18 protein-coding genes and 1 pseudogene are annotated in these 18,414 nt (G+C 66.8%); 12 read left to right on the forward strand and 7 right to left on the reverse strand.

Translation table 11 applies throughout. The features are described 5' to 3' along the window. Positions 1-103 precede the first annotated feature (103 nt). The 3 genes from FRANEAN1_RS14440 to FRANEAN1_RS14450 are packed head-to-tail and all read left to right on the forward strand — an operon-like array spanning position 104 to position 2,567. Positions 104-1,393 (forward strand): aromatic ring-hydroxylating dioxygenase subunit alpha, encoded by a 1,290-nt coding sequence (locus FRANEAN1_RS14440; RefSeq protein ID WP_020460538.1) that lies wholly within the window; start codon positions 104-106, stop codon positions 1,391-1,393. Next, positions 1,390-1,725 (forward strand): hypothetical protein, encoded by a 336-nt coding sequence (locus tag FRANEAN1_RS14445; RefSeq protein WP_020460539.1) that lies wholly within the window; start codon positions 1,390-1,392, stop codon positions 1,723-1,725. Before FRANEAN1_RS14440 ends, FRANEAN1_RS14445 begins: the two co-directional genes overlap by 4 nt. Next, on the forward strand, positions 1,722-2,567 hold the full coding sequence (locus tag FRANEAN1_RS14450) for a TauD/TfdA family dioxygenase (protein ID WP_020460540.1): 846 nt from the start codon (positions 1,722-1,724) through the stop codon (positions 2,565-2,567). The genes FRANEAN1_RS14445 and FRANEAN1_RS14450 overlap by 4 nt, the downstream gene beginning before the upstream one ends. 29 nt (positions 2,568-2,596) lie before the next feature. Here the strand turns inward: FRANEAN1_RS14450 and FRANEAN1_RS14455 are convergent, their stop codons facing one another. Beyond that, the gene (locus FRANEAN1_RS14455) at positions 2,597-3,220 is read right to left on the reverse strand and encodes a TetR/AcrR family transcriptional regulator (RefSeq protein WP_020460541.1); all 624 of its coding nucleotides are present in this window, start codon (positions 3,218-3,220) and stop codon (positions 2,597-2,599) included. Between the two features lie 190 nt (positions 3,221-3,410). Here FRANEAN1_RS14455 and FRANEAN1_RS14460 point away from each other — a divergent pair, with 190 nt between their 5' ends. The 9 genes from FRANEAN1_RS14460 (at position 3,411) to FRANEAN1_RS14500 (ending at position 12,035) form a co-directional block, all read left to right on the forward strand. After that, positions 3,411-4,436, forward strand: a complete 1,026-nt coding sequence (locus tag FRANEAN1_RS14460; RefSeq protein ID WP_020460542.1) for a ferredoxin--NADP reductase — start codon at positions 3,411-3,413, stop codon at positions 4,434-4,436. Positions 4,437-4,450: 14 nt separating this feature from the next. Then, on the forward strand, positions 4,451-5,215 hold the full coding sequence (locus tag FRANEAN1_RS14465; protein ID WP_020460543.1) for an SDR family NAD(P)-dependent oxidoreductase: 765 nt from the start codon (positions 4,451-4,453) through the stop codon (positions 5,213-5,215). Next, positions 5,212-5,865 carry a carboxymuconolactone decarboxylase family protein gene (locus FRANEAN1_RS14470; RefSeq protein WP_020460544.1) on the forward strand — a complete coding sequence of 218 codons (654 nt, stop codon included), beginning with the start codon at positions 5,212-5,214 and terminating at the stop codon, positions 5,863-5,865. Before FRANEAN1_RS14465 ends, FRANEAN1_RS14470 begins: the two co-directional genes overlap by 4 nt. Before the next feature lie 24 nt (positions 5,866-5,889). Then, positions 5,890-7,149, forward strand: a complete 1,260-nt coding sequence (locus FRANEAN1_RS14475; RefSeq protein ID WP_020460545.1) for an aromatic ring-hydroxylating dioxygenase subunit alpha — start codon at positions 5,890-5,892, stop codon at positions 7,147-7,149. Then, the gene (locus FRANEAN1_RS14480; RefSeq protein WP_020460546.1) at positions 7,146-7,478 is read left to right on the forward strand and encodes a hypothetical protein; all 333 of its coding nucleotides are present in this window, start codon (positions 7,146-7,148) and stop codon (positions 7,476-7,478) included. Before FRANEAN1_RS14475 ends, FRANEAN1_RS14480 begins: the two co-directional genes overlap by 4 nt. Continuing rightward, entirely contained in the window at positions 7,475-8,764 is a 1,290-nt protein-coding gene (locus tag FRANEAN1_RS14485; RefSeq protein ID WP_020460547.1) for an amidohydrolase family protein, read from the forward strand. The genes FRANEAN1_RS14480 and FRANEAN1_RS14485 overlap by 4 nt, the downstream gene beginning before the upstream one ends. Continuing rightward, a complete protein-coding gene (locus FRANEAN1_RS14490; protein WP_020460548.1) occupies positions 8,746-9,066 on the forward strand; it encodes a hypothetical protein in 321 nt (106 codons plus the stop codon). The genes FRANEAN1_RS14485 and FRANEAN1_RS14490 overlap by 19 nt, the downstream gene beginning before the upstream one ends. A gap of 264 nt (positions 9,067-9,330) precedes the next feature. Continuing rightward, entirely contained in the window at positions 9,331-10,197 is an 867-nt protein-coding gene (locus tag FRANEAN1_RS37100) for an FAD-binding oxidoreductase (RefSeq protein WP_020460549.1), read from the forward strand. 254 nt (positions 10,198-10,451) lie between these two features. Beyond that, the gene (locus tag FRANEAN1_RS14500; protein ID WP_020460550.1) at positions 10,452-12,035 is read left to right on the forward strand and encodes an ABC transporter substrate-binding protein; all 1,584 of its coding nucleotides are present in this window, start codon (positions 10,452-10,454) and stop codon (positions 12,033-12,035) included. Between the two features lie 501 nt (positions 12,036-12,536). On the opposite strand, the pseudogene FRANEAN1_RS43375 reads toward FRANEAN1_RS14500, so the two are convergent. From FRANEAN1_RS43375 to FRANEAN1_RS14525, 6 genes and pseudogenes are all read right to left on the reverse strand, one after another. Further along, a pseudogene (locus FRANEAN1_RS43375) lies at positions 12,537-12,668 on the reverse strand (DNA-binding response regulator); the annotation flags it as partial. An 11-nt stretch (positions 12,669-12,679) separates the two neighbouring features. After that, positions 12,680-13,378, reverse strand: a complete 699-nt coding sequence (locus tag FRANEAN1_RS14505; RefSeq protein ID WP_020460551.1) for a TetR/AcrR family transcriptional regulator — start codon at positions 13,376-13,378, stop codon at positions 12,680-12,682. A gap of 443 nt (positions 13,379-13,821) precedes the next feature. Then, positions 13,822-14,163, reverse strand: a complete 342-nt coding sequence (locus FRANEAN1_RS14510; protein ID WP_020460552.1) for a DoxX family protein — start codon at positions 14,161-14,163, stop codon at positions 13,822-13,824. Continuing rightward, positions 14,160-16,049: an acyl-CoA synthetase gene (locus FRANEAN1_RS14515; protein ID WP_020460553.1), complete on the reverse strand. Its 1,890-nt coding sequence runs from the start codon at positions 16,047-16,049 to the stop codon at positions 14,160-14,162. The genes FRANEAN1_RS14510 and FRANEAN1_RS14515 overlap by 4 nt, the downstream gene beginning before the upstream one ends. Before the next feature lie 53 nt (positions 16,050-16,102). Then, positions 16,103-16,585 (reverse strand): pyridoxamine 5'-phosphate oxidase family protein, encoded by a 483-nt coding sequence (locus FRANEAN1_RS14520; protein WP_020460554.1) that lies wholly within the window; start codon positions 16,583-16,585, stop codon positions 16,103-16,105. Continuing rightward, positions 16,582-18,408, reverse strand: coding sequence for an FAD-dependent monooxygenase (locus tag FRANEAN1_RS14525; protein ID WP_041255890.1), 1,827 nt, complete (start codon positions 18,406-18,408; stop codon positions 16,582-16,584). Before FRANEAN1_RS14525 ends, FRANEAN1_RS14520 begins: the two co-directional genes overlap by 4 nt. Positions 18,409-18,414 lie beyond the last annotated feature (6 nt).

Consider the following 18,414-nt stretch of genomic DNA (forward strand, 5'->3'; position numbering starts at 1 on the left):
ACCTTGCGGCCCCGGCAGCTCGTATGTTAGTCACTTGGGGAACAGTTAGTCGGTTGGGGAACACCACCAGCGATCTTGAGGGACCCGAACGGGAGGATGAGCCATGGCGCGTCTCGCCAAGCCGTCGGAGGCCAGCTGGACCGAGCGCTACCCGGAGCTGGGCACCGGCCTCGTGTCGTACGAGGACTCCATCTCCCCGGAGTTCTACGAGCTCGAGCGCGAGGCGATCTTCCGGCGTGCCTGGCTCAATGTCGGCCGGGTCGAACAGTTGCCCCGCAAAGGGAGCTTCTTCACGAAGGAGCTTGCCGTTGCCAAGACGTCGCTCATCGTCACGCGCGATCTCGATGGACAGGTTCGCGCCTTCCACAACGTGTGCCGCCACCGCGGCAACAAGCTGGTGTGGGACAAGACGCCGAGGGACGAGACCAGTGGTGTCTGTCGCCAGTTCATGTGCAAGTACCACGGCTGGCGGTACGGCCTGGACGGTCAGCTGAAGTTCGTCCTTCAGGAGGAGGAGTTCTTCGACTTCGACAAGGCGGACTTCCCGCTTGTGTCAGCTCACTGCGAGGTCTGGGAAGGCTTCATCTTCATCAACCTGTCGGACGAACCCAGCCAGTCGCTCCTTGAATTCCTTGGGCCGATGGTGCGCGGGCTCGAGGGCTACCCGTTCCATCACGTCACCGAGCGGTATGCCTTCAAGGCGGACATCCTCAGTAACTGGAAGATCTACCTTGACGCATTCCAGGAGTACTATCATGCGTCGATCTTGCACTCGCAGCAGCAGGTGCCGAGCCTGCGCAGCTTTGAGTCCGGTTTCAAGGCGCCGCACTACCAGGTCGATGGACCGCATCGGCTGGTGAGCACCGGCGGCTGGAAGGGCGTGCCGCGGCACATGCTGCCGCTCGACCAGATGTACCCGATCGAGCACAACATCGAGGCCGGCATGATGGGCCCCTGGCAGCGCCCGGACATCCCCGAGCTCGACCCGGCCAACCTGCCGGCGGGGCTCAACCCTGGCGGGCTCGACCCCTGGTCGATCTCGAACTTCCAGATCTGGCCCAATTTCGTGATCCTGGTCTATGAGCGGGGCTGGTACCTCACCTACCAGTACTGGCCGACTTCCCACAACACGCATGTGTGGGAGATGTCGTACTACTTCCCGCCGTCGCGGAATGCCAGCGAACGGATCCGGCACGAGGTCACCGCCGTCGTGTCCAAGGAGGCCGGTCTCCAGGACGCGGGCACCCTCGACGGCACCCAGATGGGCCTGGAATCCAGGGTTATCGACAGATATCCGCTGTCCGATCAGGAGATTACCGTACGTCACCTGCACAAGGTCACCGGAGATTGGGTGCAGTCCTATCTTCGGGACGGAAAGGCAGTCCGGGCATGAGTGACCCGTTACTCCCCGAGAAGTTCGCCGACCTCGAGCCCTTTGTGAAAAGGTGGTGCATTCCAACCGAGGCCGCCCGGTACGCCGAGCGACTGAACAGCACGATGGCCGACATGCAGGATTTCTACGACGCGGCATTCCCGCGGGTGCGGGAGGCCATGTCCTATCTCGACCAGTTCCCGCTGCGCGAGCTGTCCGAGCAGCAGGAGAACCTGCTTCACCTCGTGTACTCGCTCGTCATGGTCGCGCTGCCTGTCGAGGTCTGGCACCAGCCGAGAGTGATCGACGCCGGGACCGCCTACTTCGACCGTTACCTGGAGCCCGTGCCGTGACGACGACCATCTCCTGTGAGCCTCTTGCCGCCACGGTCGGCGCCGAGGTGAGTGGCGTCGACGCCGGCCAGCTCGCTCACGACGACACCGTCGCCACCGCCGTCCTCGAGGCGCTCGAACAGTACGGCGTGCTCGTTTTCCGCGGCCTGCACCTCGCCCCAGAGACTCAGGTCGCCTTCGGTCGGCGCCTCGGCGAGATTGACTACGAGCAGGGCCACCACCCCGTGTCCGGGATCTACCGGGTCACCCTCGACACGTCGAAGAACACCTCGGCCGACTACCTGAGGGCCACGTTCGAGTGGCACATGGACGGCTGCACCCCGCTCCACGGAGAGCCGCCGCAGAAGGCCACCATTCTCAGCGCCAAAGCGGTGGCAACCAGCGGCGGAGAGACCGAGTTCGCCAATACCTACGCCGCCTACGAGGCGCTCAGCGACGGGGAGAAGGAAGAGTTCGGCTCGCTGCGCGTCGTGCACACCATGGAAGCGTCCCAGCGCCGGGTCACGCCCGACCCGACCCCTGAACAGCTCCAGCGATGGCGGAACCGTCCGACGTCGACCCACCCCCTGGTGTGGACGCATCGCACCGGCCGGCGGTCGCTCGTGATCGGTGCCAATGCCAGCCATGTCGTCGGGATGGGCCTCAACGAGGGGCCGAGCCTGCTACAGGAACTGCTCGACCGGGCGACGGCGCCCGACAGGGTCTACCGCCATCAGTGGTCGGTGGGCGACACCGTCATCTGGGACAACACCGGCGTCGTGCACCGCGCGGCACCCTACGACTCGCACTCGCCCCGGGAGATGCTGCGTACGACCGTGTTCGGGGATGAGCCGATCCGTTGAAGCCACTCGTGTCGCTTCTTCGGGGGCGGCTAGCTGGCCTGACCGGCGACGATCTTGTCGTCGGCCGGGCGGCGGTCTCCTTCGAGGGCGCGGATCTCGCGTTCGACCACGGCAATCAGTTCTGCGTGGCCGATGTCGACGTCAAAGTCTTTCTCGATGTGCAGGAACCGGGAGATCGCGGCCATCGCGAGGATCAGCGACACAGGCGGCCACCGCTCGCTGTCTACTCCGTAGCCTTTGAGGATGTTCGAGAGTGCTTCGAGCTGCAACGTACGGAAGGTCCTCGAGTACGCCGCGATCTCAGTCCGGATCGCCTTGCGGTGGTTGGCCAGCGCAGTGAACTCCATCGTGAGTGCGTTGCTGGAGAAGTCGTGGGTCAGCTCCCAGAGCGCCCACAAGGGCTGCGGGGACTGCAACGTCCACCTGAGCCGGGCCAGGCTTCGCTCGGCGCCTCGGCGGAACAACTCGATGTACAGGCCGTCCATCGTCCCGAAGTAGTAGTAGACGAGCCCATTGTTGACCCCCGCCTTGGTTGCCAACCGGCGGGTGGTGACGGCCGCGTAGCCCTCCTCGAGCATGAGGCTCTCGGTGGCGTCGAGGAGCGCTGTGCGGCTGATCGAGTCGTCGACCGTGCTCCGCCGTGCCGGCGCCATCTACGTCCTCCCGCTGTTCCCAGGGCTACAGGTCCAGTCCCAGTGTTACGCCGGCGACGACCGCAGGCTGTTCCCACCCCCGGCCACCGTGACGTTAGTCATACGAAGAACAGGTGTTGGTCGTTGGCCGACAGCTTGATCCGAACAGGAGGAGGCGTTGCCGGGCGACACCAGCGCGATGGGGGAGACGATGTCGACAGACACGCTCGCAGCACGTCACCGCTACCACCCCCTGCGGGTGCTCCGCCTCGTCCGGGAGACCTCCGAGGCCCGCTCGATCGTCTTCGAGGTGCCGTCCGAGCTGACCGAGGTCTTCGCCTACGAGGCGGGCCAGTTCGTCACGCTCCGCGTCACCCTCGACGGTGAGACCCACGTGCGCAGCTATTCGATGTCGTCGTCGCCGCTGCTGGACGGCGAGCTGCGCGTGACAGTGAAGCGGGTGCCCGGTGGCCTGATCTCGAACTGGCTGAACGACACGCTCGGCGAGGGCGATGTCCTGGAGGTCAACCCGCCCGGGGGATCGTTCAGCCTCGACCGCGGCGACCACGACATCGTCGCGTTCGCCGCCGGCAGCGGGATCACCCCCGTGTTCTCGATCGTCAGGACGGCGCTGGCCACCTCCCACCGGCGCATCCGGGTGCTCTACGCCAACCGCGACCGGGCCGCCGCGATCTTCGGCGACGAGCTGGACGCACTGGCGGCGCAGTACCCGGGCCGCCTCACCGTCGAGCACCACGAGGATCTCGTCCGCGGGTTCGTCCACCGTGACCAGGTGGACCGCGCCGCCGGCGATGTCGAGACCGCCGCGTACTACATCTGCGGGCCTGGCGGCTTCATGGACGTCGTCGAAGCCGGGCTCCGTGACCTGGGAGCCGACCCGTCGAGGGTGCACATCGAACGGTTCACCCCGGCAGAGGAGCCGCCGCCCGCCGGTCCCGCCGACGACATCACCGTGACCATCAAGCTCGGCGGGAAGACGGTGACGACCGCGCACCGCCGTGACAGCACGCTCCTGCAGACGGCCCGGTACGCCGGCCTACGGGCCCCCTCGTCCTGCGAGACGGGCAGCTGCGCCACTTGCATGGCGCGGGTCGTGCAGGGACGAGCCGAGATGCGGATTAACGACGCCCTGACCCCCGACGAGGTCGCCGAAGGCTGGGTGCTCACGTGCCAGGCCATGCCGGTGACCCCGGTCATCGAAGTGGTCTACGAATGAGGAAGGACGAAGCGATGCCGCGTACCAAGGCGCAGCTGTCTCGGGTGGCCGTGGTCACCGGCGGGGCGTCGGGCATAGGCGAGGCCACCTGCCACCACCTGGCTGAGCGCGGCCACCGCATCGCCGTCCTCGACCTCGACCGTGACGCGGCGAACCGGGTGGCCAAGGAGCTGCAGGCTACCGGGGTGCAGGCGCTCGGCCTCGCGGCCGACGTCACCGATCGTCCCGCCCTCGATGCCGCCTTCGCCGAGATCCGCTCGACGCTGGGCCCCACGGAGATCCTGGTGACCAGCGCCGGCCTCGTCGCGTTCGACCCGTTCGACCAGATCACGCTCGAGCAGTGGAACCGCGTCGTCGAGGTGAACCTCACCGGCACCTTCCACTCCTGCCAGGCCGCCGTCTCCGACATGGTCGCGGCACGGTGGGGCCGCATCGTCACCATCGCGTCGTCGAGCGCCCAGCGCGGCTCGCCGACCATGGCGCACTACGCGGCGGCCAAAGGCGGGGTGATCGTCCTGACGAAGTCGCTGGCACGCGCCTACGCCTCCCACGGGATCACCGTCAACAGCATCCCGCCGTCCGGGATCGAGACGCCGATGCAGCACCAGTCCCAGGCAGAGGGGAACCTGCCCCCCAACGAGGTGATGGCCGGCACCATCCCGCTCGGCCACCTGGGCACCCCGGACGACATCGCCGCCGCGGCCGCCTTCCTCGCCTCGGAAGAGGCCGGCTTCATCACCGGCCAGGTACTGGGAGTCAACGGAGGATCCGTACTGTGACCCGCGCCGCCGAACCTCGACTGCCGCCCCTGCCGGTGGCCGAGTGGACGGAGGAGGACCGCGACCTGCTGCGGGGCAATCTGGCCCGCGCCGACCGGTACCTGTCCGGGGACGTCGATGCGCCGCCCATGCCGCCCATACTCGGCCTGTTGGCCCGTCATGCCCAGGTCGGCGCCCGCTGGCTGGCCTTCAACGGGACATTGATCGACTCCGGCGCGCTCTCCCCCCGCGACCGGGAGCTGCTGATCCTGCGGGTCGGCGCGCGGACGGGCTGCCGCTACCAGTGGGCGGAACACCTGCGCATGGCGCAGGCTGCGGGCCTGACCTCCGAGCAGATCAGCGCGGTGCGCGAGGGTGCGTCGGCGCCCCTGTGGAGCGAACGGGACGGCGACCTGCTGCGTGCCGCAGACCAGCTGGTGGACGAGCACGTCATCGACGACGCGTTGTGGGAACGGCTGGCCGGCCGCTTCGACGAGCGGCGGCTGCTTGAGGTCATCTTCGTGGTCGGCAGCTACGTGTGTCTCGCGATGCTGCTCAACAGCGTCGGACTGCTGCCCGAGACGGGCGCCGACCAGCTTCTCGCCCCGCGAAACCCCGGCGCGGTACACGCAGAATCCCGGGTCGAACCGGGTAGCCCGTCTGTTCCATGACCGCATCACCACAGGAGGTGGACCATGCCGCGTTTCCCGAAACCACCGGAAGGCAGCTGGACACAGCACTATCCCGCCCTCGGGACGGAACCGGTGTCCTACGAGGACTCCATCTCCCCCGAGTACTACGAGCGCGAACGGAAGGCCGTTTTCAAGCGGGCGTGGTTAAACGTCGGCAGAGCCGAGCAGCTCCCGCGGGTCGGTAGCTACTTCACGAAGGACGTCCACGCCGCCCACGCCTCGATCATCGTGGTGCGCGGGAAGAGCGGGCAGGTCAACGCCTTCCACAACATCTGCCGCCACCGGGGCAACAAGCTCGCGTGGACCGACGACCCGAAACGGGAGACGCAGGGCGTCTGCCGGCAGTTCACCTGCAAGTACCACGGCTGGCGCTACGATCTCGACGGTGCGCTGACCTTCGTCCAGCAGGAGGGCGAGTTCTTCGACCTGGACAAGGCCAGCAACGGCCTGGCGCCGGTGCACTGCGAGGTCTGGGCCGGGTTCATCTTCGTGAACTTCGCCCGGCAGCCGGAGCAGACGCTGCGCGAGTTCCTCGGGCCGATGGTGACGGACCTGGAGGGCTACCCGTTCGAGAAGCAGACCGCGCGCTTCGGGTACAGCACCACCATCCAGGCGAACTGGAAGCTGTACATGGATGCGTTCGCGGAGTTCTACCACGCACCGGTGCTGCACGCGAAGCAGTCGCCGGAGAAGTACTCCGCGGCCGCCCAGCAGGCCGGTTTCGAGGCGCCGCACTACCAGATCGAGGGGCCGCACCGGCTGGTCAGCACGTCCGGTGTCCGGTTCTGGGAGATGGACGCCGAGCTGCTCAAGCCGACCGAGATCCTGACCCGCAGTGGTCTTTTCGGCCCGTGGGACAAATACGACCTGGGTAAGATGCCGCGCGGGGTCAACCCGGCGGGCTGCGACCCCTGGGGCCTCGACTCCTTCCAGCTCTTCCCGAACTTCGTGATCCTCATCTGGAGCCAGGGCTGGTACCTCACCTACCACTACTGGCCGACGTCCTATAACACACACGTGTTCGAGGGCAACGTCTACTTCCTGCCGGCCAGAAACATCCGTGAGCGGATCGCGCAGGAGATGGCGGCGGTGACCTTCAAGGAGTTCGCGTTGCAGGACTCGAACACCCTCGAGGCGACACAGATGATGCTGGAGACCGGGTACGTCGACCGGTTCCACCTCAACGACCAGGAAATCCTGTGCCGGCATCTGCACGTCGCGGTGCGCGACTGGGTGAACAACCACGAGGGGGCGCGTTCATGAGCCACCTGCTACCCGCCGAGTTCGCCGACCTCGAGCCGTTCGCGGTGAAATGGTGCCTGCCCACCGAGCACGAGCGGTACAACACCCGGCTCGCCAGCTCGATGGACGAGCTCCAAGCCCTCTACGACGCGATCACCCCCCGCTACGAGGAGGCGGTCACCCACCTGGAGACACTCCCGTTCGACGCACTGCCCGACGACGCCACCAACCTCCTGCACCTGATCTACTCGCTGATCCAGGCCTCGTTCCCGGTCGAGGTATGGCACCAGCCGAAGGTCCCGGACACCGGTTCCTCGACCTTCGACTGCTTCACCGAGCCGGTGCCGTGACGGCGCCGATCGTCCTGCGCGCCGCACGCTGGCTGGACATCGACGCCGGAGAGGTCCGCGCGCCCGCGGAGATCGTCGTAGAGGGCGACCGCATCACCGCGGTGAACCCCGCCACGCCGCCTGCGGGCAGCGTGGAACTCGACCTGGGCGACGTCACGTTGCTCCCCGGGTTGATGGACATGGAGCTCAACTTCCTCATCGGCGGGCCCGAGACCCCGACGGGACTGCCGCTGCCCATGCACGGCGTGCAGGACGACCCGGCGTACCGCACCATCCGAGGAACCATCAACGCCCGTACGACGCTGCACGCTGGCTTCACCACGGTGCGCAACCTCGGTCTGATGGTCAAGACCGGGGGGTACCTGCTCGACGTAGCACTCCAGCGCGCCATCGACCAGGGATGGGCCGAGGGCCCGCGGATCATCGCGGCCGGGCACGCGGTGACCCCGTACGGCGGGCACCTCGACCCGACCGTGTTCCAGCGGCTGGCGCCCGGCGTCATGCCCCTGTCGATCGGCGAGGGGATCGCCAACGGTGTGGGCCAGGTGCGGGAATGCGTCCGCTACCAGATCCGCCACGGTGCCAGGGTCATCAAGGTGTCGGCCTCCGGCGGGGTGATGTCGCACAGCACCGGGCCGGGCGCCCAGCAGTACTCCGACGAGGAGCTGGCCGCGATCGCGGACGAGGCGCACCGGGCCGACATCCGGGTCGCCGCGCACGCGGTGGGCGACCGGGCGATCCGGGCCTGCGTGCGTGCCGGGATCGACTGCATCGAGCACGGCTTCCTCGCCAGCGACGACACCCTCAAGCTGATGGCCGACCACGGCACGTTCCTGGTGTCGACGACCTACCTGACCGACGCGATGGACATCGCCCGGGCCGCACCCGAGCTGCGCAAGAAGGCGGCAGTGGTGTTCCCCCAGGCCAGGGCGATGCTCCCGAAGGCGATCGCGGCCGGGGTGCGGATCGCCTGCGGCACCGACGCGCCCGCCGTGCCACACGGTCACAACGCCAAGGAACTGATCGCACTGGTGTCGCGGGGCATGACTCCCGTCCAGGCCCTGCGGGCCGCGACCGTCACCAGCGCGGAGCTCGTCGAACTGGACCACGAGCTCGGACGGTTGAAGGCCGGCTACCTCGCCGACATCATCGCCGTCCCCGGCGACCCCTCCCAGGACATCACCCGCACCGAGGACGTCCGCTTCGTCATGAAGGACGGCCTCGTCCACCGCGACGACCGATCGTCACCGACCCGAACGGAGCACACATGGCAAGCGGCGTCCTGATCGTCGAGTCACGCCCCGCCTCGCCGGAGGAGGCCACCGCCTACCACGACTGGTACGACAACAAGCATCTCCCGGAGATCCTGCAGATCGACGGCTTCGTCTCCATCCGTCGACTGTCCGCCCTCGACGGCGACAGCTTCGTCGTGATCTACGAGATCGACGGCGACGTCGAGGCGGCGAAGACGGCGCTGGGACTGGCCCAGGCCTCCGGCACGATGACCCGCCCGGAAGGCGTCCAGCTCACGCCCCCGCCGACGGCCCGCTACTTCACACTGATCAGCTCGGCGGGAACCGACTCCTAGTACCCGCTCACCAGGCCGGGCAGGGGACGGCCCCCGACCTGGCAGGGCCAGCAGCCAAGGTCTGACGTCTCGACGTGAACCGCGCCGAGACGTCAGATCACCAGACCCCGGTGGGAACCGGGACCTCCCGCGCCCGACAGCACGCATCCCGACGCGGCGAGACCGCCCGTGCCGCAGCACAGCCGGTCGACGGAGCAACGCGGCACGACAGCCAGAACGACGAGGCAGCCCCAGCGCGGCCAGAGGCATGGGATCAGGAAAACTATGGACGAGATCGCGGCCCACGCGCAGTGTCGAAGATGGGCACAGAACTTCACCGGGCCAGGCCTCGCACTCGCGGACCGCGCGCTGCTGCGACCGCGCCTGCAGGCGCCCTTCCTCGTCGGTGATCCGCCCGGCCGACCCTCCACGGCCGCCCAGGATCCGGGTTTCTACACTCTTCGGGTCGCGCGGGTGGTACGCGAGACCAAGAACACCACATCGTTCTTCCTCGCGATCCCCGAGGAGTTCGCCGACAGGTTCCGCCACCGGGCCGGCCAGTACATCACCCTTCGCTTCGACCTCGACGCCGAGATCCATCTGCGCCCCTACTCGATCTCCTCGGTGGCAGGCCGCGACGAACAGATGCGGGTCACCGTGCAGCGGGTGCGCGGCGGTCTCGTGTCGAACTGGATGAACGACGACCTCGGGCGAGGGGACGAAGTCGTGACGACCGCACCGATGGGTCATTTCACACTGCCCGGACTGGGACCCGGCGGATACTCTGTCATCGCGTTTGCCGAGAAAATCGGCATAGCCCCGATCCTCTCCATCGCCGCCACCGCGCTGCACCAGCCGCTCCCGCGGGTACACGTGCTGTACACGACCGCGGACTCCGCTCCCGCTGTGTTCGACGCAGGACTGCGAGCACTGGAGCGGGAACACGGAGACCGCCTCACCGTGCGGCGCTGCTACAACGCCCAGGCCAGCCAGCTCCAGGACAGGGACATTCTCGGCCTCTCGACGGTGACTGAAAGCGAATCGCTGTTCTACGTCTGTGGGTCGGAGCGCTTCACCGACCGCGTGGAACAGACGCTGCTCGCCGGCGGAACAGCCCCCGACCGGATCCGCGTCGAGCCTTTCACCACCTGACCCGGCCCGATTTCCCGCCCACCACCCCAGACAAGATCCGGGCGATGGGCGAGGCAGCCACCATATCCACGGGCTTCCGTGGGACCAGCAAGACCACCGGCTCGCCCTTCGACGGCGCCCTGCCCCGCGGTCACGACCAGATGCGCTGTCGGCCGGCGTCATTCGGGCCATCCCCGCCCGGATCCACTGTTTCCGGTACCTCTCTAGTCCGAACCCCGTCGAAAACTGGCGCGAACCCACTTGAAAGGTTCTCGATGATTCGTGGAGCACGATTAGGCGCCGTGGCGGTCACCTGCTGCGCCGCGCTTGTCCTCGCCGCCTGTGGAGGCGGCGAGTCAGACGGTTCCTCAAGGACCTCCGAGAACGGGGCCTCCGGCGCGACCGGCAACCCGGTGCCCGGCGGCGAAGGGCGGATCCTCCTGCTGAGCGAGCCGCGCAGCCTCGACCCGGCGGCGCTCAACAACGTGTACGCGGCCGGCGCTGCCGTCGGCAACGCCCTGTACGGCACGCTGATGACCAACAACGAGGCCGGCGAGATCCAATACTCGATGGCCGAGTCCTTCACCACGCCGGACAACGGCGCCACCTTCGAGCTGAAGCTCCGGCCGGGGCTGGCCTTCTCGGACGGCACCGCGCTGACCGCCGAGGCCGTCAAATACAACTGGGACCGGATCAAGGACCCCAAGCTGGGCGCTTTCAGCCGGGCCGAGGCAGCGATGATCGCCTCGTCTGAGGTGGAGGACGAGACCACTCTCAAGGTCACCATGGTCGCGCCGGTACCGAAGTACGCCCAGGCCATCGTCACCTCGACGCTCAACTGGATCGCGGAGCCCGCCGCTCTGGAGAAAGGGCAGCAGAAATTTGACACCCAGCCGATCGGCGCCGGCCCCTTCACGCTGAGTAAATGGACACGCCAGGCCGAGATGGAGCTCGTCAGGAACACCCGCTACTGGGATGCTCCCAAGCCCTACCTCGACCGTCTTTCTTTGCGGCCGGCGACCGACAGTAGTCAGCGCTACAACACCGTGCTCACGGGAGGTGCGGACCTCGCCGTAGAATCCAGCTGGGTCAACCTGGACAAAGCGAAGCAGGCCCGACTCTCGACGAACGTGATGCAGCTCAGTGGCGGGATATTCATCGCCCTGAACCTGCGCAGCGAACCATTCTCCGATATTCGCGCCCGGCAGGCCCTCGCAGCCGCGATCGACATCGAGACACTGAACCTCGCCGCTTACAGCGGCACCGCCGAGGCGGCCGATACCCTTTTCAGTAAAATTTCTCCGTATCATTCTGATGTCCCGCTGCACACCACCGACCACGACAAGGCCCAGCGCCTGTTCGACGAACTGGCCGGTGAGGGAAAGCCGGTCACCTTCACCTTCAAAACACCTCCGACGACCGAGAACAGGGCGGTCGCGGAAAACATCCAAACCCAGCTCAGCACCTTCAGGAACGTGAAAGCCGAAGTCAAGGTCATCGAGGTCGCGGAGTTCTCTCAGCTGCGCACAACTCATGACTTCGACGCGGCGGCCTCCTCGGCGCTGTTCCAGGACCCTGACCCGCGGCTGACCACCACGTTCGCCGGCGACTCGCCGGCCAACCTGACCGGCATCGACGACGCGGTACTGAACGAGAGCCTGCAGGCCGGCCGGGTCGCGCGGACCGAGGCGGAAGCCAAGGACGCCTATGTGACCGTGCAGGAACGCCTGGCGGTGGTCACTCCAGTGATCTTCACCGTGCGGGCGGCACCCAGCACCATCTCGAGCCCCAACGTGGGCGGCATCGTCCAGTACGGCATCGGCTCGCTGCTCCCCAGCGAGCTGTGGATCAAGCCCTAGTAGGCTGTCGCCGCTAATGTGTGGGGTATAGGTGGCGGAGTTTGGTGCGGGCGTCGTCGGTGGTGAAGTGCCAGTTGACTTGAGGGGCTTTGCTGCTGACGCTGTCGGCGGCCAGCCTTCCAACATCGCCGCGAACCGTGCTCACCCTCGGCTCCCGAGGAACGGTCCGTGTTCCTGCCGACAGCGAGCCCACCCATCCTGTTCCTCCCCTGGTGGCCTGCATATACGACGGGGTGGCGGCTGTCTTCCCCGGTGACGACAGCACTTGCGGGGCATTGGGCCTGCCGCGACTTGCCGAGTAGTAGCCACCTGAGTTTCGCCAGGTCTGCTGGCCCCACCTCGGTCAGCCGAACAGGCTCCACCCAGTGATTCTTTATCCCGTTGATCTGGCCTCACCCAATCCGCGAAACGAACTAGCTAGCCCGGCTGCGTGCCGTCACCCGGCAAGGCGGCGTCGTCCGCACGGGCCCGATCGCCGAGGTGAGCAACTCCGTGTCGACCGCGCACCCGTCCGACATCGTCGTCCTCGACCGAGAAGGGCTTGGTGATGTCGTCGTCGGCACCGGCGTCCAGGTAAGCAATCTTGTCGTGTCCGGAGGTGCGGCCGGACAGGACGGTGATCGGGACGCTGGTCCGCGGTCAACTCACGTTGTCGGTATGAGGCCCAGGGACCGAACAAGGTCGTGCATCTCGGCACGGTAGAGAGTCTCCGGGTCACGGACGTGTGTTCTCAAGTGACCATAGATCTCCAGCGACACGAGACCATGCATACGGCCCCAGAGGCGCACGGCGAGCGCGACTGCGGCGGGTGGTAGCTCGGGAAATTCTTCCCGGACACTGGCCACGAGCCTCGGGTCAAAATCCGACCACTGGTGGCGGTCGGCGGGCTGGCGGGATTCGGCGCACGGCCACACGCCCTCGATGAGGTCGATGAGTCCGGTGCAGACTCGGTGTTGGGTTTCTGGCGCGGGTCCACCTTCGGGGGGCTGGTAGCCGGGAACCGGATCACCGTAAACCAGCTTGAACCCCGAAGGGTTGGTAATTGCCCAATCCCTAAATGCCTGGGACCAGGCAATGATCCGACCGGCTGGGTCGTCCTCAGGTTGCGCGTCGCGGGCGGACTCGACCGCCTCGACGAGGACGCTGTGAACGTCGCTGATCAGAGTCGATACGAGATCGTCGCGCGCGGCGTAGTAGCGGTAGATGGCACTGACTGCCATACCCATCTCGCGGGCAATCGCTCGCAATGAAATAGCATCAGGTCCGCTTGTGGTCATGAGCTTAAGCGCGACCCCCTTGATCTCCTCTGCGGTCGTTGCCTGCAGTTGATCGCGCCGGCTCATATCATCCTTACCACCCTTCGTGCTCTACTCTTGCGATCCTGAACGTCACCTTGAGGTGCTATGCGTTCCTCAATCAGTGGTCCATATTTAGCCTCATGTGCCCATTATCCGTAATGTTCATGCCGTGTACGCAGCCGTCTCCCCGATGATCGTGAGCAAGCTGGTAGCGGTCCTGATCCCGACGCCGGGTATCGATATCAGGACCGCGGCGAGAGGATGGGCCTCCACGGGGGCTCTCCGGTGTCGGCGCCTTCCTTGAGCTCGCTGAGGAGTTGCGGGCGACACCGGCGAAGACCCGGTGGTGGGTCAAGGTCGACTATGGACAGCGCGCCGGCAGCCACATTACGAGCAGGCATCACCCGTGCCAGGTTCCTATCGGCGGTCACGTCCGTCTGCCGTCGTCGGTGACAGCACCCCCAGGTCATGGGCGACAGGGCGATCGATTATGCCAGAGACGGTGGCCTGAACAGGCCGATTTGGGTCTGCGAGCAAGGTAATGGGGCGGACCTCCGTGGGCTGTCGCCCTGGCGGAGGTGTACGACAACAGATCCGCCGAGTAGAAGGCCACTACCGCTGAGCACGCCGACCTGTGGTTCGTTCAGACTTATGATCAAGAGCGTGGCCGCGGCGACCTCTAGCGCGTCGATGTAGCGATTGGCGAGGCTGGGGAAGCTGACCTTTACGGCGAGCTCGCGCATTGGTGCCAGGAGGTTGACCTTGGCTGTGCCCAGGCCGAAGTAGCACAGCGCAAGCAGCGCCGCGAGGATGGCCGATGCGGCGATCATGATGTCGTGACCATGTGCCATCGGATCGCGTAGCGGCCAAGGATCGCCTTGACGGCTGCCTCGCCGGCAGATGGGGAGACCTTGACGGTCGCCACGATCGATCCGTCTTCGATGGTGGCCTCGACGTCGCGAACGCCGGCGACCTCGTTGAGCGCGGCCAGGAGTTCTCTGCGGGTGGCATCTGCCCGCAGCGGGAGCTTGTACGGTTTGCCGACATCGGTTATGGGAAGCGCCTCGAGGATGATCACGGCCTTCGGCTGGGCGGCGCGCTCGAGTACTTGCCTACATGCCCAATCCCGCAGCTCGTGCTCGGTCACCCCGGCACCGGGCACCAGTGTCACGTAGGCGACAGGAACCTCGCCGGAATGGACGTCGGGGCGCCCGACCGCTCCGGCAGCGGTGACGTGCGGGTGAGCCAGCAGGGCATCTTCGATGATCGTCGGGTCGATGTTGTGGCCGCCGCGGATGATGAGGTCCTTGGCTCTTCCCGCAAGGTAGATAAGGCCGTCCTCGTCAACTCGCGCGAGGTCTCCGGTGTCCAGCCATCCGTCGCTGAGCCTACCGAGCCCGTCCAAGAGGTGGCCGTGTTCGTTGTGGCCGGTGACGTAGCCGGGGAAGACGGTCGGACCGCTGATAGCCAGAACGCCGATCTCGCCCTTGGGTAGGTCTTCCCACGCTCCGTCCAGGCCGACCTTCACCACCTTCACCCGCTGGTAGGGCAGGCGCTGCCCTACTGAGCCCGGCCCCGGCCCATCCGCGAAGCTGCGTGCGCTCGCGCAAGTCGCTTCGGTCAAACCGTATCCCTCAACCAGGGCTATCCCGGTGTGTGCTTGGAAGTCGTCTCGAACCGCGGAGGGAAGCGGCGAGGCGCCCGTTGCCACGAACCGCAGGCTGCTGATGTCGGCGTCGACCGGGCACTGCGCCAGCACGGCGTACACCGTGGGCACCGCGCTCATGCACCCGATCCGGTAGTGCTCGACAATCTTCCAGAACTCGCCGTACAGCTCGATGTCGCGATAGCCGAGCGGGCCAGCCCACATCACGGTCTGCCCCTTGAACAGGGGAGCAAGTACCGTGACCACGAGCGCGTTGACGTGGAACAGTGGAAGCCCAGCGAAGACCACGCAGTCCTGGTCTAACTGGGAGTCGGCGGCAAGCATCCACGCGTTGGCAATCTCATTGGCATGCGTCTGAGCGGCCAGTTTCGGCGCGCCGGTGGTGCCGCCAGTGTGGAACAGCGCGGCCAAGTCCGTCGAGCCGGGCGGCTCACCGTCGAAAGCGGACGGTTCCATGCCGGTAGCAAGTTCGCTGAGGTAGCCGATGCGCACACCCTCGATGGCGGGCAGGGCTTTGAGTGCGCCCACCGCCGCTGTAGGCCGGAGCGCAAGGACGGCGTCGAGCATCCCGTCCGCGGCAAGGGCCTGTGCGGTAATCCAGGTGGTCGGGGCGAGGTCGGGCCCGGCGGTGATCAGCACTCGGGCACCCGAGCGCCGGAGAAGTTCGGTGAGATGCGGCGAGGACAAGTTGCCATTGAGCGGCGCCGCGATCCCGGCGAGCTGCGCGGCGAGGGTGGCACCGACCAGTTCGGCGCAGTTGGCTGACATCAGGGCGACGGCGTCACCGCGCCGTACGCCGAGACTGTACAGCAGGTTCGCGTAACGGTGGACATCGGCCAGGAGTTCGATGAAGCTGCGGTGCAGTGGCTCCCGCCAGCGGGCGGCCTCGGGCAGGACAATGAGCGCCGTGTGATCCGGCCACTGCGCCGCCGCATATTTGAGCAGTGTGTAGGTCGAGTCAGGAAGGCCGCGTGCCTCAAATGGCACAGCCTCGACCGCGGCCAAGTCTGCTGGCCCGTTATAGGCTGGCCAGAGCAGGTCATCGCTCACCGGGCGTACCTCACAATCGTGCGCTGGGTGACTAGGCGGAATTTCGATGCTCTCTAACTGCCCCAAGGGAGGGCCGCCTTGTCGGGAGCGGCCTCTGGCTGGGCGATGCCGTCGCCATGGCGTGGAGGTGTGGCATAGGTGGCGTACGGAGTGAGCCGGAGGGTTACCCGCTTCTCCTTCAGTGCGTCGTCGGCGACGAACGGCCGGACCTCTTCCCCGAGCTCCGCGCCGATTATCCTCTGGGCGACGCGGAACGCGACGTCGACGGCAAGATCGAAGTCTTCATCGACGACGGCGTCGCAGAACAACGTGACATAGCTCGGCGGATACTTCTCGTCGAGTACACACAGTGATACCTTGGGGTTTCGAGCGATTGCCCTGGTTTTGGCACGTGCGCCAGGCGTGGAAACGAGGATCTCGTCGCCGTCGGTCACGTAGTACACGGCGGACAGGGCCGGCCCGTCGTGGCGGCGGGCATAGCCTAGTATCGCGGTGCGGTGGGCGCCGACGAAGTTGCGGCGTTCCTCGGGGGTCATGCGGACCCCGGTGTACGGAGACCGAGCACAGCCTCCAAGGCGGTGGCGAGCTCGGTGACCGGGTCGGTCGCAGAGCCGGTGCTTCTCCAGGCGATGTATCGGTCGGGGCGGACGAGGACGGCTCCCCGCGGGGTGATCTCCCGGTGTCGTGCCCACGCCAGCTGGGAGTCGAGGCAGTCGCCGTCGAGGTGACCGATGCGGACGGCGTCCAGTGGCAGGTCACCGTCGTCTGCGATCTTGTTGGCCGCGGTGATCCAGTCGTGCCCGTCCTCTCCGGCGATGAGAAGGAACCGTCCAGGTCGGACCAAGTCACCGATGGCGATCCGGACCGGCTCACTCGAAGCCGCCCTGTCGTCGTCAAGCCAGGCGTGTGGGAGCGGATGGCCGGGGCGGGTGCTGGGCTGGTAGACCCGGATCGGGTCGATCTGCTCGGGTTCCGGGGTACCGTCCGGGATGATTGCGGGCGAGGTGTAGGTGTAGCCGAATTCGATGTTGTGTTCGTTGAACTCCATCGACTGGCTGGCGATTGCGCGCGTGACCATGCGCCGGTAGTCCGTGTCCTCGGGTGTCCCACTCCACAGCCGGCGGAGGACGGCCCAGTTGTCGGCTTCGTCGACGCCTTCGACGAGGCCGACCGCCGCGGCGATCGCGAGGTGGTTGGCGGCGTTCTCCAACGACCGGTCCACGTTGCGGGCGTCGACCGGCCTGCGTTCAGTCTCGTAGGTGGTGAGCAGTCGCTCGTCGGCGTGGCCGCAGAGCACCGCGGCGATCTTCCAGCACAGGTTGAACGCGTCCTGGGTGGCAGAGGTCAGCCCGAGTCCCCCAGTCGGTGGATGCCGGTGCGCGGCGTCGCCGAGCAGGAACACCCGGCCGACCTGGAACCGAGAAGCGTTCAGCCCTTCCAGCGACCAGCGGGTGATCAGATGGGGGGTGATCGGGTGGTCGCCGATACCGAGCGCGCGCCGAACGTCGGCGATGACGGCCTCGTCGTCGAGTGCTCGGGGGTCGTCCGTGGTGTAGTTGAGGTGGCAGACCCACTCCTCGGAGTCCGGTCCCCACCGGGTCGGACCCATCGGGACGAGAATTGCTCCGCTGCCGGTGTGTGGCAGCCATAGCCATCGGATCAGGACGTCGGGGTCCTGGGCCCAGGTGGACAGGTCCGCCGTCATATGCAGCGAGACCATGCGCAGGACGTCGCGGACGCCCTCCATTTCCGCCCCGACCTGGCGGCCGACGGTGCGGCCGCCGTCACAGGCCAGCAGATACCGGCAGCGAACCGTGTACTCGGCGTCGCTGTCCTTGTCGAGAATGGTCGCCGTGACGCCGTTGTCGTCCTGGTTGAGCGAGAGCAGCTCGTGGTTGAACCGCAGCGGCCGGGCGGCGAGTTCGTTCGCCCGGGCGAGCAGTAGCGGCTCGAGGCGGATCTGGGGCAGGTTCGTCTGCCGGCACGGGCTCGCGGACAGCCAGGCTGGGTCTGCGCCGCTGTCTCCCCATGCCTGGATACGGCCGATCAGGCGGCCCCAGTCGGGGCCGTCCCCGGCCAGGCCGGCGTACCAGGCGGAAGCGCGCATGTTCTCCGGGGGGGTGCCGATCTGGTAGATCGCGTCGGCGGTCCCGAGCCCGCGCATGATCTCCATGGTCCGCTGGTTGAGCACGTGTGCCTTGGGTAGCACGGATGTGGTCGGCCAGGAGCTGACCAGCAGGTGGCCGACGCCGAGCTGGCTGAGCAGCATCGAGGCGGTCAGGCCGGCGCCTCCGCCACCGACGATCAGGACGTCCACCTCGAGATCTGCGGCCGGGTCGGCGGCTTGGGGTTCGGGCATGATGGC

Origin of the sequence: Parafrankia sp. EAN1pec, assembly GCF_000018005.1 — a bacterium.
In the GTDB taxonomy this organism is placed as follows: Bacteria; Actinomycetota; Actinomycetes; order Frankiales; family Frankiaceae; genus Parafrankia; species Parafrankia soli.